This window comes from Actinoplanes hulinensis (assembly GCF_019429605.1).
Lineage (GTDB): Bacteria > Actinomycetota > Actinomycetes > Mycobacteriales > Micromonosporaceae > Actinoplanes > Actinoplanes campanulatus.
The window spans coordinates 146,735-160,007 of the sequence record NZ_JAHXZI010000005.1 but is presented as its reverse complement, the minus strand read 5'-3'; the positions used below and the strand labels follow the sequence as shown (position 1 = coordinate 160,007).

The following is a 13,273-nucleotide window of genomic DNA, read 5'->3' as shown; positions in this document are numbered from 1 at the left end:
CCGCCCCTTCTCAGAGAGGCGGCTCCGCGCGGAGGGCGTCGTCCTCCTTGGCCATGGCCTCCTGGCGGGCCGGCTCCTCGCGGAGGACGGCGGCGTTCAACCACTCCTCCGGTACGGCGAACGCGTCCACCAGCGTGCGCATGTGCGGCCGCAGCTCGCGCAGCAGGTCGTTGGCGACCGCGGTGACCGCCCGGGAGCGGGCCGGGGTGAGGCGGCCGTGTTCCATGAGCCAGGCCTTGTGCTCCTCGATGGTGGTCAGCGCGTACAGGTCGCAGACCTTGCCCAGCAGCTCGCGGGCGGACTCGTCGGTGGCCCGCTCGATGCCGGCCACGAACGCCTCCAGGGTGATCCGGTCGATGTGGGCGCCCGCCACCGACAGGATGTGGTCCTGTACGTCGTTGAAGATGTCGAACGGCCGGTCCTTCTTGGTGTCGGCGCCCTTGCGGAGCCGGCGGATCGCCCCGTCCAGCAGGTGCTTCTCCCGGTCCTCGAAGAGGGCCAGATGCCAGCCCCGGTCGGTGACGGCAACCTCCTCGTCCCGGCCGGGGACCGCGCTGACGAGCCGCTGGATGAGCGAGCGCGCGGCCGTACGCTCGAGCATCATCTCCCGCACCTGTTCGGCGACGAACGTGGCGCGTCCCCAGCCGTCGAGCGAGCCGAAGGCGTCGCGATAGCCGGTGAGCAGGCCTTTCGCGACCAGCTGGAGCAGGACGGTGTTGTCGCCCTCGAAGGTGGTGAACACGTCGGTGTCGGCCTTGAGCCCGGGCAGCCGGTTCTCGGCGAGGTAACCGGCGCCGCCGCACGCCTCCCGGCACATCTGGATGGTCCTCGTGGCGTGCCACGTCTGGACGGCTTTGAGCCCGGCCGCCCGGGATTCGAGTTCCCGTTGCCGGTGCTCGTCGGGCTCGGCGAGGGAGAAGACCTCGGCCATGGTGACCGCGAGTTCCTCCTGGGCGAAGGCGTACGCGTACGAGCGCGCCAGCGCCGGCAGGAGTTTGCGCTGGTGGGCCAGGTAGTCGTTGAGGGCGATCTCCCGGTCGGCGCCGGGGCTGGTGAACTGGCGGCGGGTCTCGCCGTACCGGACCGCGATGGTCAGCGCGCTGCGGGTGGCCGCGGAGGCGGCGGCGCCGACGGTGACCCGGCCGCGGACCAGGGTGCCGAGCATGGTGAAGAAGCGCCGGGTGTCGTTCTCGATCGAGCTGGTGTAGGCGCCGTCGGCGGCGACCTGCCCGTACCGGTCGAGCAGCATGTCCCGCGGCACGGTGACGTGATCGAAGGAGATCCGCCCGTTGTCGACGCCGAGCAGCCCGGCCTTGGGTCCGGCGTCGCCGAGGGTGACGCCGGGCATCGGTTTGCCGTGCTCGTCGCGGATCGGCACGAGCCAGGCGTGCACGCCGTAGGACCTGCCGCCGGTGATCAGCTGGGCGAAGACCACGGCCATCCGCCCGTCGCGGGCCGCGTTGCCGATGTAGTCCTTGCGCGCGGCCTCGTGCGGGGTGTGCAGCACGAAATTTCCGGAGGCGGCATCGTAGGTACAGGTGGTCCGCAGTTGCTGCACGTCGGACCCGTGACCGGTCTCGGTCATCGCGAAGCAGCCCATGAGGTCGGCCGAGATGATGTCGCGCAGGTAGGCGTCGTGGTGCCGCTTCGTGCCCAGGGCGACGACCGCCCCGCCGAAGAGCCCCCACTGCACCCCGGCCTTGACCATGAGCGACAGGTCGACCTGGGCGAGCATCTCGGCGGCGACGGTGGAGCCGCCCGGATCGTCCGAGCCGCCGTACTCGACCGGGAAGGCGGAGACCACGCCCACGTCGGTGGGCAGGTCGCGGATCAGCCGGCTGACCCGTTCCCGGGCCTGGTCGCCGGTCTCACCGGGAACCGTGACGAACTCGGCGCCGAGCCGTTCCCGGACCGCCCGGCGGACGTGCGCCCACCGGCCGTCGAGCACCTCGGTCAGGGCAACGGTGACACGATCTCTCATGCCGAGATATTACCCACCAGTAACCTGGCTTGAACCTCTCCGCCGGAAACCGGCTGTCAGTGCTGTCCCAGCCGCGCCGAGACAGCACTGACGCCCAGCTGAGGAACGACGTCACATGCCGTCGCCGGACCACTCGCCACGGGACCGGGACCGCACCGGCAGCGACGACAGGACCGGGTGGACGTGGCCGTCGTGCTCGTCGTAGTTCTCCGCGTGACCGCCGTACTTGACCCACTCGTCGGTGGTGTACCAGTTGGTCAGCTCACCGTCGGACCGCAGGATCCAGTCGATCTCGGTCTCCGCGACGAAGTGGCCGTGCTTGACCCGGGCCGGGCGGAAGCAGTAGGTGCCCTCGTCGATGTCGCCGAAGTTGTACGCCATCTTCCCGGCCAGGGTGTAGAACTCCTCGTAGCACGGGTGGTGGGCGAGCCGGTGGTCGGTCCAGCCCTTCGGTGCGCGGATGAGCCGGGTGTAGAAACCGGTCTTCGGGTCGCGGTGCAGCAGCTTGATGTAGAGCGGGGTGAGCGGGCCGACCGACTGCGCCTCGGTCCACTCCATCCTCTCGGCGTCCATGACGGTCACGCCCTCGGCCGACTCCGGGGTCGCCTTGGCCGAGGCCTCACCGAGATCGGTGAACGGGTCGAAGCCGCAGTCGCCGTACTCGCGCCAATGCAGCACCCGGGAGCCCTCCCGGATCTTCAGCCAGTCCATCGCGGTGCCCTTGGGGACCTGGACGTAGCCGCCGGCGCCCAGCTCCTGACCGCCATAGAGCATCGAGCCCTCGACCACGTAGAACTCGGTGTCGGCGTGCACGATCCCGGCGCTGCGGCCCCAGTCGGCGGTGGCGTGCAGCGACAGCGACGACGAGCCGTCCTCCTCATCGGTGGACAGACGGCGCTCGAGGATCTTTCCCTCGCCGTACGGCAGTTCGCCGGCGTGGAAGATGTAGTCGTCCTCGTGGATCAGCTCCACATGTGCCCTCACGGCGTACTCCTCAGCTCGCGTTTCAGGATCTTGCCGGCGGCGTTGCGGGGCAGCGCCGCGACGGTTCGGTACTGCTTGGGGACCTTGAATCCGGCCAGCCGCGACCGCAGGAAGCCCTCCAGGTCACCGGCGTCGACGGGCGACCGGCCGACGTAGTAGGCGACGACCCGCTCACCCCACCGCTCGTCCGGCTCGCCGACGACCGCGCACTCGGCCACCGCCGGGTGGGTGAGCAGGACCTCCTCGACGTCGCGCGGGTAGACGTTCACACCGCCCGTGATGATCACGTCCTTGACCCGGTCAACGATGGAGATGAAGCCCTCCTCGTCGCGGATCACGATGTCGCCGGAGGTGAGAAAGCCGTCCTCGGTGGTGCAGGCGGCGGTCGCGGCCGGGTTCTCGTGGTAGCCGTTCATCAGGTACGGCGAGCGGCTGTACAGCTCTCCCGGCTGCCCGGGACCGACCGGGGCGCCGTCCGGCCCGACCACCCGGACCTGCGTGCCGAACCACGGATGGCCGACGGTTCCGGCCTTGCGCCGGGCGTCCGGCGGCCGCAGGTTGGTGATCACGCCCGCCTCGGTGGAGCCGTACAGCTCGTGCACCCCCACGCCGGGGAACGCCTCGAACACCCACTCCTTGAGCACCTTCGGCAGGGCCGCCGCGTTGAAGTAGAGCGTGTCCAGCGTCGACAGGGACGGGACCTTGTCGACAGCGGAGCGGATCAGCTGCGCGTGGGTCGGGACCAGGAACACCGACTGGGCGCCGTCCCGCTGGATCATGTCGAGCAGCGCGTCCGGCTGGAACGAGCGCAGCATGCTGACCGTCGCCCCGCAGTAGACGGCCGCGTAGGCGAAGGCGAACCCGGCGCCGTGGTACATCGGGGCGACCGCGATGGTCCGCCGCCCCGGCCCGATCCCCCACTCCAGCGCGGTGGCGTAGAAGGTCAGCGCCCGGGACCGGTGCGAGACGAGCACACCCTTCGGGTCGCCGGTGGTGCCGGCCGTGTAGGCGATGCAGAACGGGTCCCGCTCGTCCACCCCGATCCACGGGTCGACGGCACGGGCGTCGCCGAGCCACGCCTCGTACTCCGGCCCGATGTGCACGACCCGCCCCGGGAAGCCGTCCGGGACCGCCCCGGCCAGCGCCGGGTCCACGATCAGCGCCCGCGCCCCGGAGTGGCCGAGGATGAAGTCCACCTCCGGCGCGGTGAGCCGTGGGTTGACCGGGACCAGCACCAGGCCCGCCTTGGCGATGCCGGCCGCGATCTCCGGGTATTCGAGGCGGTTGCCGCAGAGCAGCGCCATCCGGTCGCCGTAGGAGAGCCCATGGGCCAGCAGCGCACACGCGATTCGTGAGGAGCGCTCGTCGAGCGCCCCGTACTTGAGTTCCCGGTCACCGTCGCGTACCGCGATCACGTCCGGGGTGGCCCGGCCGAACTCGCGTACGCCGCCGGCGATCGTCAGATCAGCACCACCCGGCCGCAGCATGCGAGAATGGAAACACCGTTTCCATTCAGGGCGCAAGAGGGAAGTCGCCGGCCCGGCCGAGTTGCGCGGGAACCGAGTCGAGCCCGAGCTCCGATCCGATCCAGGTCCCGGCGGCGGCAGCGGCGGTCACGTCCACCCCGGTCTTCCGCGCCGACCGGTTCAGCAGGTAGGCCAGGTCCTCGGTGGCGATGTTCCCGGTGGCGGCCGGCGCGAACGGGCACCCGCCGATCCCGCCGATGCTGGCGTCCAGCGCCACGAATCCACTCGCCACCGCGGCGATCGCGTTGGCGTACCCCGTGTTCCTGGTGTTGTGGAAGTGAGCGCGCAGCGGCGCGCCCGGGGCGACCGCACGCACCGCGGCCGCCAGCTCGGTGACCTGCCCCGGCACGCCCACGCCGATGGTGTCGGCCAGGCAGATCTCATCCAGCGGGCCGGCATCGGCCACGATGTCGCGCACGCGGGAAACGGGCACCGAGCCGGTAAAGGGGCATCCGAACGCCGCGGCCACCGTCAAAGTCACGAAAAATCCGGCATCGCGGGCACGTTCAGCGACCGCATGGAAGGCCCCGAGTGAGGAGGCCGTAGACATCCCCTGGTTGCGCCGGGAAAACTCATCACTCGCGACAACTACATAGTTGATCTCGTCAGGCCGGGCGGCCTCCAGCGCGAGCGCCCGGTCGAGCCCGCGACCGTTGAGGACCAGCGCGACATACCGCACGTCGGGCCGGCGGGGCACCGACCGCAGGACCTCCTCGGCGTCGGCCATCTGCGGCACCCGGTCCGGGCGGGCGAAGGCGGCCACCTCGATCCGCCGCAACCCCGCCCCGATGGCCCGCGACACGTAGCCGACCTTGACGGATGTCGGCAGCACCCGCTTCTCGTTCTGCAGCCCGTCGCGCGGCCCGACCTCGACGATCTCCACGTCCGACACCCCCTGTTTCATCTAGCGAAACGTCGTTTCGCAAGTATAGGGTGGCGGCGTGACCGCGCCACTGTCTGACATTCGCGTACTGGAAACCGGAACCCTGCTCGCCGGCCCGTTCTGCGGGCAGCTCCTCGGCGACTTCGGGGCCGAGGTGATCAAGCTGGAGGACCCGGGTAGGGGCGATCCGATGCGCCAGTGGGGGCGGGAGAAACCGCACGGCCAGTCCCTGTGGTGGCCGGTGGTGGCCCGCAACAAGAAGTCGGTCACCTGCAACCTGCGCACCGAGGAAGGTCAGGCCCTGGTCCGGCGCCTGGTCGAGAAGGCCGACGTCCTGCTGGAGAACTTCCGGCCCGGCACCCTCGAGCGCTGGGGCCTCTCCTACGAGGAGCTGTCGAAGATCAACCCCCGGCTCATCCTGGTCCGGGTGACCGGTTACGGACAGACCGGACCGTATTCGCCGCGCGCCGGATTCGGCTCGATCGGCGAGGCGATGGGCGGGCTGCGGTATGTGACCGGCGAGGCCGACCGGGCCCCGTCCCGCTCCGGCATCTCGATCGGCGACTCCCTCGCCGCGACCTACGCCGCGTTCGGCACGCTCGCCGCCCTGCACGCCCGCGAGCGCACCGGCCGCGGTCAGGTCGTCGACTCGGCGATCTACGAGGCGGTGCTCGCCATGATGGAGTCGCTGATCCCGGAGTGGGGCGTGGCCGGCTACCGTCGCGAGCGCACCGGCCCGATCCTGCCGAACGTCGCGCCCAGCAACGTCTACCCCAGCGCCGACGGCTCCGACGTGCTGATCGCCGCCAACCAGGACACCGTGTTCCGCCGGCTGGCCGACGTCATGGAGCGCCCCGACCTGCCGGCCGACGAGCGGTATGCGACGCACGGCGCCCGCGGCGAGAACCAGGCCGAACTCGACGACATCATCTCCGCCTGGACCCGGACCATCCCGTCGGCGAAGCTGCTGTCACTGCTGCACGAGGCCGGCGTCCCGGCCGGCGGCATCTACACGGCCGAGGACATCATCGCCGACCCGCACGTCCAGGCCCGGCAGGCGGTCATCGAGGTGGACCACCCCGAGTTCGGCAAGCTCCCGATGCAGAACGTGGCGCCGAAGCTGTCCGGCACCCCCGGTGAGGTGAAATGGGCCGGTCCGGCGCTCGGCTCCCACAACGAGGAGGTCTACCAGGGCCTGCTCGGCCTCACCGGCGACGAGCTGGCCGACCTGAGAACCCGCGGGATCGTCTGATGGCCGAGCTCGGCGAGGACTACGCGAGGGCCGGGTTCGCGCGGCGGCTGGGCTGGGGCGCCCGGCCCGCGGTGCTGCTCGTGGATCCGGCGCTGGCGTACACCGACCCGGATTCGCCGCTCTTCCTCACCACCGGTCAGGCGGCCGCCGAGGCGATGGCCGAGCTGGCCGACGCCGCCCGCGCCGGCGGCATCCCGGTCCTCTGGACCCGGGTCCACTTCGCCGACGAATCGTGCGCGGAGGCGCCGCTGTTCGCGGCCAAGGTCCCGGCGCTCAAGGTCTTCGCCGACGGCAACCCGCTGGGCGACTTCGCGCCGCCGCTGCGCCCGGCGCCCGGCGAGCAGGTGGTGGTCAAGCACTACGCGAGCGCCTTCGCCGGCACGTCACTGGCCGCCTGGCTGGCCTCACACTCGATCGACACCGTGGTCATCGGCGGTTACTCCACCTCCGGCTGCGTCCGCGCCTCGGCGCTCGACGCGCTCCAGCACGGCTTCCGGCCGATCGTCGTCCGCGACGCCTGCGCCGACCGCGACGGCGGCCCGCACGACCACAACCTCTTCGACCTCGACGCCAAATACGCCGACGTGGTCACCCTCCCCGAAACCCTGCAAACCCTGATCTGGTACGCGGCGGAGCGTTCCGAATAGGACACCCCGTCCCGTGGCGCACGGCGGCCTCGCTGCCACCCGGGCCTTTGCCGCCCGTTCCGGGCGGAGCTGCCGGGTCCGGCGGGCCGGAGCCGGCGACCGGGTGGCCGCCGGCTCCGGTGGAGTGGATCAGCTGAGCGTCTGGATGACGTTGCCGGTGAGCAGGCCCTGGTAGTACGAGCCACCCGGGTAGTAGGTCGCGGTGGTGGTGCCGGCCACCGCGTCCGAGGCCCAGTTGACCGCGAAGGTCTGGAGCGCCGTGACGTTCTGCGCCTTCGACGCGCCGCCGGTCAGGGTGCAGAGCCAGTTGGTGCTGGCGCCCTCGGCGTCACAGTGTGAGCCGGTGGTGAGCCGGACCCCGAGGAACGCCCGGTCGACGCGGGCGAGCAGCTCCACGGTGCCGCTGGCGTTGCTGTTGGAGAGGTAGGGCGGCGAGGAGATCGCCGTGATCGGCAGCGAGGTTCCGTTCAGCCCGGTCAGTGCGGTCGCCATGTTGGTGCCGGACGGCGACTTGACCGGGTCGAGCAGCTGCAGGTAGGCCAGGTTCGCGAACGCGGCCGGGAACGTGGTGCGCAACCGGTTGGCGATGTAGGTGACCGCGTCGCCGCCGGCCGAGTGCCCGGCCAGCACGTACTTCGTGGGCAGTGTGCTGCCGGAGCGCCCGGCCGTGGTCGCCGCCTTCGCGTAGCTGGTGGCGAGCGCCTTGGTCGAGGTGGTCGCCTCGCCGATCCAGGCGGCGACGCCGTTCAGGAAGGCGGTGTTGTCTCCCTGGTTGCTGACCGTGCAGCCGCTGGAGTTGGTCGACGGCAGGGTCGGGGTGAAGACCAGGAAGCCGGCGGCCTGGTATTTCCGGGCCAGCGCGGCGACGTTGCTGTTCGAGCGGGAGAAGCCGTGCTGGAGAAGGACCAGGGCCTTCGGGCTGGTGGTCTCGGGGAAGAACCAGTCGGCGTCCTGGGTGAGGGTCGAACTGCCGCAGGGGACGGTGATGTCACCGTCGACCTCGACCGCCGCGGCCTGGGCGGGCGTGGTGGTGGCGGCCAGGATGCCGGCGGACATGACGAGCATCGCCACGATGCGGCGCGGGGACAGGGACACGGGACCTCCAAGTGGTCATCCGTAACACTCTCCGAAACAGGGTTTCCATTAGCCGCTATCGATGGGAGGCTGTCAAGGACGCAAAAAGGCCCGGCCGGGGGGGGGTTGGGATTGTAGGGGCAGGGTCACCACAGCCACACCGCCGCGCGGCTCGTCGCGGGTCGTCCCCCCCCCCCCCAACCCCCCCCCCCCCCCCGCCCGGGCCCGAACCTCAGTCCTCAGTCCTCGTAACGGGGCACCACGAGGGGGTGGCGATACTCGTCACGCGCGGCGATGCCGGCCATCGACCGCAGGTACTGGCGCCGGGTGATCTCCCCGTCCAGGAGCTGCGCGCAGAGCACGCCCTCCAGGCTCTCCGGCGCGAAGAGCGCCTCCGGGATGCTCAGCGGCTCAGCCTCGGCCCGAGCGTCCGCCCGCACCCCGCGCACCGCGAGCACGCAGGCGGCGGCCAGGACCAGGATGAGCAGGGACAGGATCAGCATTGCCACCGCCTTGTCGGTCACCGCGGGACGTCGTGTCCCGCCTGACAGAGAGAACGGATCACAGGGCGTGTCGGTTCGACGATTTCTGTCACTCTTAGCGACGAAGTCGCCGTCCAGGGCTCAACGCACCGACGATGCCGTCGCCGTTGCCTGATCAAATGCCGAAATTCCCTCCAACCGGTACGTGACCGCGCCGGTCGTCCAGATCAGGGTGGGCCCGGCCAGCCGTGCCGTCTCGGTCCGCGCGACGCCGTCACGGCCCACATAGGTGACCGGGTGCGGCAGTGGGAGCCAGGCCGCCGCCAGGACCGGGCCGCCCAACTCCACCGGTCGCGCGTCCGGTGACGTCTTGAGGAACGTGGTCTCCAGCCGCCCGTCGAACTGGTCGAACCGCACGCTCCCGCCCTGGTAGACCAGGGTGACCACCCGCGGATGCCCCTGCGGGTCCGGGTCGGCCGACAGCACCTGCTCCGGCTCCCCCAGCACCCCGGGCACGCCGACCGGGAAGGCGGCGGCGCGGCGGACGGCGTCCAGCGACGACCCGCCCTGCGACGGCAACGGGCCGGGGGTGGCGGGCAGGCTGGTGCGGGACGGCTCCGCCCGTACCTCGATGCCCGCGACGCGCAGGAGGCCGCCGATCACCTCGGCCACCGCGGCGCGGGCCGGGGCGACCAGGGTGACCGCGGCGATGAGAGCGGCCACCAGGCCGGCGAGGACGAGGCGGACGCTAGGCCGTCGCGGCGCGGGCCGGGCGAGGCGCGCCCGCACCGCGTCCCTTTGATCAACAGCCGGGGGTACGCGCAGCCGACCGCCCAATTCACGAAGTTCCGCGATCAGATCGTCCCGTTCAGGCACCGGGCACCTCCGTGATCGGCAGCCGGTCGCGCAGTCTCGCCAGCGCCCGGGAGGTCCGCGACTTGACCGTCCCGCGGGGCAGATCCAGGGTCACCGCGGTCTCCGCCTCGGACAGGTCGAGCAGGTAGCGGCAGACCAGCACCTCCCGGTCCCGCCGGTCGAGCGCCCGCAACTGCTCGACCAGGATCCGGCGGCGCTCACCGGCGACCGCCGACTCGGCCGGGTCCGGCTCCAGCGGAAGCGGATCCTCCCGGACGGCGGCCCGCAGCCACAGACCCTCCCGGCGGCGGCGCGACCGGACCAGGTTGCGCGTCTCGTTGGCCACGATGGCCAGCAGCCACGCCTTGAACCCGGCCTCACCCCGGAACCGGCCCAGCTGCCGGTACGCCTTCACGAACGCCTCCTGCACCACGTCGTCCGCGTCCGCTCCGGCCCCGAGCAGGACCGCGGCCCGGTGCGCGGGCGCCGTGCAGCGCGCGACCAGGACCTCGTAGGCGTCCAGATCGCCACCCCGGGCCCGGGCCACCGCGGTCGCCTCATCGATATCGATCGCCGCCCCCTTGAGACAACTGCACAATCTAGAGACACCGCCGATCGGGAACCGGTTCCCGGCGAGCGGTGTCTCGATGACATGACGACCCGCCGCAACGTGTTGATGCTCGCCGGCTCGGCCCTCGTGCTGGCCGGCTGCCGCGACTCCGACCCCGCCGTCGCCGCCGGCCCGGTCCCGGACCGGTTGCTCGCCGACTCGGAGCGTGGCCTGCTCCGGCTGGGCCCGTTCGGCGAGCAGGTGCTCGGCCCGGCCGCCGCCGGGTTCGACGGCGCCCACGTGTTCCTGGCCCGTGACCGTGGCCTGGAGCAGATCAGGCCGGACACCGGGCTGTCCGTCCGGCGTACCCCACTACGGGACGGCTGGCTGCCACGGGTCGTCTCCACCGACGGCCGGGCGTGCGCGCTGACCCGGACGGGAGCCGCCGACCGGCCCGCCGCGCGCGCCCGGACGCCCCTTCTGGTTGTCCGGGCCGACGCCGAACGCGAGTACGACCTGCCCGGGGTGATCGAGCCGGACGCGTTCACCGCCGACGGCACCGGCCTGTTCGTGCTGGACTGGCTACCGGCGACCGCGCCGGACCACTACCGGGTGCGGCTGCTCGACCTGGGCGCCGGCACGATCCAGCCGCTGTTCAGCCGGGACAAGCGACCACTGCCGGCGGGCGCCGAGGAGGAGATGCGTGGCGACGGGCGGCAGGCGGTGCTGTCCGCGGACCGGACGATGCTGTTCACCCTCTACACCCATCAGCCGGGCCACCGGCACACCCGGGATCTGCTGTCCGGGCGGCCGGGCGACGCGCACGCCTTCGTACACGTGCTGCACCTGACCGACCGGTGGGCGTACTGCCTGGATCTGCCGCACCCGTTCGGGGAGGGACCGGTGGCCGGGCACGCGCTGGCCGCCGACGGGCGGCACCTGTTCGTCGCCGACGCCACCGGCGGGAAGCTGGCCTACGCGAACCCGGAGACGCTGTCGATCGAGCGGGTGGTGGACGTGCCGGTCACGAAGGACGCGCCGGCCGCCCTGGCCCTGACCGCCGACCGGGTTCTGCTCGGCGTGGGCGACGCGGTGACCGTGCTGGACCGGAACTCGGGCGCGGTGACCGGCAGGTGGCCGGTGCCCTTCCCGGTACGCGGACTGGCCCTGAGCCGGGACGGCGGCCGCCTCTACGCCGGCGGCCCGGACCGGGTCACCTGGCTCTCCGACGGCGCCGTCCGGGGATGGTCGGCCGTCCCCGGGCTCACCGCGTTACGCCACGTCGTCTGACCGGCGCAGCACGTCGAGCAGGAACCACTCGTCCTCGTGGTGCACGACCGGGGTCAGGCCTGCGGTGGCGAACAGCGCGGCGTGCGCGTTGAAGCCGTCGTAGTTGCCGCCGTTCTCCCGGTCCCGGAAGTGCACCGACACCAGGTCGCCGCCCGGCTCCAGCCGCTGGACCAGGCCGTCGAGCAGGGCGGTCAGGTCGGCCGCGGACAGGTAGTAGAGCAGGTCCCCGATGACGACCAGGTCGAACGTGCCGTCCGGCAGCTGGGCCGGGAGCTCGGCGCGTTCGGCCCGGACGTTCGGCAGGTCGGCGGTGTTCTGCCGGAGCAGGTCGACGGCCTCGGGGACGCTGTCCACGGCCAGCACCTCGCCGCAGCGGCCGGCCAGCATCCGGGTGAGGGTGCCGACCGAGGCGCCCGGCTCGTAGCAGCGTTCGTACCGCTCGCGGGGCAGGCTCGCCATGGTCACCGCGAACTTGCGCCGGTCGTGCCACTTGCTGGCGATGTCCCACGGGTCGTCCTTCGCCAGGTAGAGCCCGGTGAAGTAGTCCAGGGAGACGGTGGTCTCGGGTGGTGCGGCGTCGCCCTCTGCTCGTGTCACCCCGAAATTCTGCCCCGGGCTCACCCGGCCTCGACGGTCAGGGTGCCGACGCCCTCGGCCGCGACCAGGTCGATGCCGCCGTCACCGTCACCGACGGTGAACACGGTGCGGCTGTCGACGCCGCGGTCCCGGTCGCCATAGAGATCCACCTCGCCGGCGCCGCGCTGGAGCACCGCACGGACCCGGGTCTTACCGTCGGTGGTGATCTTCCAGTCCCGGACGCCGCCGCCCATCGAGATCGGGACGACCGTGTCCTGGCGGGGCAGCGCGAGTTCGATCCGCCGGGCGCCGCCGAGCAGGTCCACCCGGCCCACCCGGCCGTCGGTGAGGTCGAAGTCGCCGACCCGTACGCCGCCGCGCATCAGCACCGACCAGACCACCTCGGGGCTGAGCACCACGTCGATCCGGGCGGAGCCGCCGCGGGCGATCTCGTCGACGAAGACCCGTACGGACGTGCCCTCGACCACGGTCCGTACCTCGATCCCGCTGTCCTGCGGGGTCGACACCGCGAACCAGCCCTCACCCGGGTCGCCGATCCGCACGTCGAGTTCGGTGGTCCCCTCGGCCAGCTCGAAAGTGGCGGCGGCCGGGGCGGGCACGGGCGGCGCGGTGCTCTGCTCCGCCACCGGCGGAGACGTCCCGATGGACACCGGCGGGCTGGCCGGGACGGCGGCCGGCGGGTTGACGAGGACCGGCGCCTGTGACCGCTCCGCCTCCTGGTCCGGCCCGAAGATCACCCAGAAGGTGCCGGCGATGACCAGCATCCCGGCCAGCAGCGGGAGAACCGGGCGCCAGAGCGGCCGGGGCGGCGGTGGGCCGATGCCGGTCAGTTCCAGGGTGGGCCGGTGGGCGGCCAGCGAGTTCCAGGCCGGATCGGTCCGGACGGCTTCGGCACCGTCCAGTTCGTAGTGGTCGGCGGGTGGCCCGGTCCGATGCGGGGCATCCGGCCAATACTCCGCTATGTCGGGTAACTCAACCGGCTCGGCCGGGTCACCGGTCGTGGGCACGACGGGACTGTCCACGCTGCTCTCTCCTCGAAGCGCACGGATGGATCCAGCCGGGGATACGGGCGCGCGGGCCGAACGGATCAACTGGGATCGCTCCCAAAGAATTGATGGGGCGCTACCTCTTGCCCCACGACACATAGACCGT

13 protein-coding genes are annotated in these 13,273 nt (G+C 71.8%); 3 read left to right on the top strand and 10 right to left on the bottom strand.

The window, feature by feature from the left end:
- Nucleotides 1-10 precede the first annotated feature (10 nt).
- The 4 genes from KZ829_RS11335 to KZ829_RS11320 all read right to left on the bottom strand — a co-directional run bounded on the left by KZ829_RS11335 (nucleotide 11) and on the right by KZ829_RS11320 (nucleotide 5,395).
- Nucleotides 11-1,981: an acyl-CoA dehydrogenase family protein gene (locus tag KZ829_RS11335; protein WP_220143806.1), complete on the bottom strand. Its 1,971-nt coding sequence runs from the start codon at nucleotides 1,979-1,981 to the stop codon at nucleotides 11-13.
- Nucleotides 1,982-2,092: 111 nt separating this feature from the next.
- Entirely contained in the window at nucleotides 2,093-2,965 is an 873-nt protein-coding gene (locus KZ829_RS11330) for a DUF4437 domain-containing protein (protein ID WP_220143805.1), read from the bottom strand.
- The gene (locus tag KZ829_RS11325; RefSeq protein ID WP_220143804.1) at nucleotides 2,962-4,452 is read right to left on the bottom strand and encodes a class I adenylate-forming enzyme family protein; all 1,491 of its coding nucleotides are present in this window, start codon (nucleotides 4,450-4,452) and stop codon (nucleotides 2,962-2,964) included. The genes KZ829_RS11330 and KZ829_RS11325 overlap by 4 nt, the downstream gene beginning before the upstream one ends.
- 25 nt (nucleotides 4,453-4,477) lie before the next feature.
- Nucleotides 4,478-5,395, bottom strand: a complete 918-nt coding sequence (locus tag KZ829_RS11320; protein WP_246635446.1) for a hydroxymethylglutaryl-CoA lyase — start codon at nucleotides 5,393-5,395, stop codon at nucleotides 4,478-4,480.
- Between the two features lie 37 nt (nucleotides 5,396-5,432).
- On the opposite strand from KZ829_RS11320, the gene KZ829_RS11315 reads away from it, so the two are divergent.
- Nucleotides 5,433-6,626, top strand: coding sequence for a CaiB/BaiF CoA transferase family protein (locus KZ829_RS11315; RefSeq protein ID WP_220143803.1), 1,194 nt, complete (start codon nucleotides 5,433-5,435; stop codon nucleotides 6,624-6,626).
- Nucleotides 6,626-7,273, top strand: a complete 648-nt coding sequence (locus KZ829_RS11310) for an isochorismatase family protein (RefSeq protein WP_220143802.1) — start codon at nucleotides 6,626-6,628, stop codon at nucleotides 7,271-7,273. Before KZ829_RS11315 ends, KZ829_RS11310 begins: the two co-directional genes overlap by 1 nt.
- 129 nt (nucleotides 7,274-7,402) lie before the next feature.
- Here KZ829_RS11310 and KZ829_RS11305 read toward each other — a convergent pair whose 3' ends face one another.
- The 4 genes from KZ829_RS11305 to KZ829_RS11290 all read right to left on the bottom strand — a co-directional run bounded on the left by KZ829_RS11305 (nucleotide 7,403) and on the right by KZ829_RS11290 (nucleotide 10,231).
- A complete protein-coding gene (locus KZ829_RS11305) occupies nucleotides 7,403-8,368 on the bottom strand; it encodes an alpha/beta fold hydrolase (RefSeq protein ID WP_220143801.1) in 966 nt (321 codons plus the stop codon).
- Nucleotides 8,369-8,586: 218 nt separating this feature from the next.
- Nucleotides 8,587-8,850: a hypothetical protein gene (locus KZ829_RS11300; RefSeq protein ID WP_220143800.1), complete on the bottom strand. Its 264-nt coding sequence runs from the start codon at nucleotides 8,848-8,850 to the stop codon at nucleotides 8,587-8,589.
- Nucleotides 8,851-8,970: 120 nt separating this feature from the next.
- Entirely contained in the window at nucleotides 8,971-9,705 is a 735-nt protein-coding gene (locus tag KZ829_RS11295; protein WP_308285431.1) for a hypothetical protein, read from the bottom strand.
- The gene (locus tag KZ829_RS11290) at nucleotides 9,698-10,231 is read right to left on the bottom strand and encodes an RNA polymerase sigma factor (RefSeq protein WP_308285430.1); all 534 of its coding nucleotides are present in this window, start codon (nucleotides 10,229-10,231) and stop codon (nucleotides 9,698-9,700) included. The genes KZ829_RS11295 and KZ829_RS11290 overlap by 8 nt, the downstream gene beginning before the upstream one ends.
- Nucleotides 10,232-10,336: 105 nt before the next feature.
- On the opposite strand from KZ829_RS11290, the gene KZ829_RS11285 reads away from it, so the two are divergent.
- Nucleotides 10,337-11,524, top strand: coding sequence for a YncE family protein (locus KZ829_RS11285; RefSeq protein WP_220143799.1), 1,188 nt, complete (start codon nucleotides 10,337-10,339; stop codon nucleotides 11,522-11,524).
- Here KZ829_RS11285 and KZ829_RS11280 read toward each other — a convergent pair.
- Nucleotides 11,507-12,121, bottom strand: a complete 615-nt coding sequence (locus KZ829_RS11280; RefSeq protein WP_220143798.1) for a class I SAM-dependent methyltransferase — start codon at nucleotides 12,119-12,121, stop codon at nucleotides 11,507-11,509. The two genes, KZ829_RS11285 and KZ829_RS11280, sit on opposite strands and share 18 nt — an antisense overlap.
- Nucleotides 12,122-12,141: 20 nt before the next feature.
- The gene (locus KZ829_RS11275; protein ID WP_220143797.1) at nucleotides 12,142-13,143 is read right to left on the bottom strand and encodes a hypothetical protein; all 1,002 of its coding nucleotides are present in this window, start codon (nucleotides 13,141-13,143) and stop codon (nucleotides 12,142-12,144) included.
- Nucleotides 13,144-13,273: the final 130 nt, after the last annotated feature.

Coding starts and splice junctions, on each gene's coding strand:
- KZ829_RS11335 (WP_220143806.1), bottom strand. CDS start 1,981: ATGAGAGATCGTGTCACCGTTGCCCTGACCGAGGTGCTCGACGGCCGG.
- KZ829_RS11325 (WP_220143804.1), bottom strand. CDS start 4,452: ATGCTGCGGCCGGGTGGTGCTGATCTGACGATCGCCGGCGGCGTACGC.
- KZ829_RS11320 (WP_246635446.1), bottom strand. CDS start 5,395: ATGAAACAGGGGGTGTCGGACGTGGAGATCGTCGAGGTCGGGCCGCGC.
- KZ829_RS11310 (WP_220143802.1), top strand. CDS start 6,626: ATGGCCGAGCTCGGCGAGGACTACGCGAGGGCCGGGTTCGCGCGGCGG.
- KZ829_RS11300 (WP_220143800.1), bottom strand. CDS start 8,850: ATGCTGATCCTGTCCCTGCTCATCCTGGTCCTGGCCGCCGCCTGCGTG.
- KZ829_RS11285 (WP_220143799.1), top strand. CDS start 10,337: ATGACGACCCGCCGCAACGTGTTGATGCTCGCCGGCTCGGCCCTCGTG.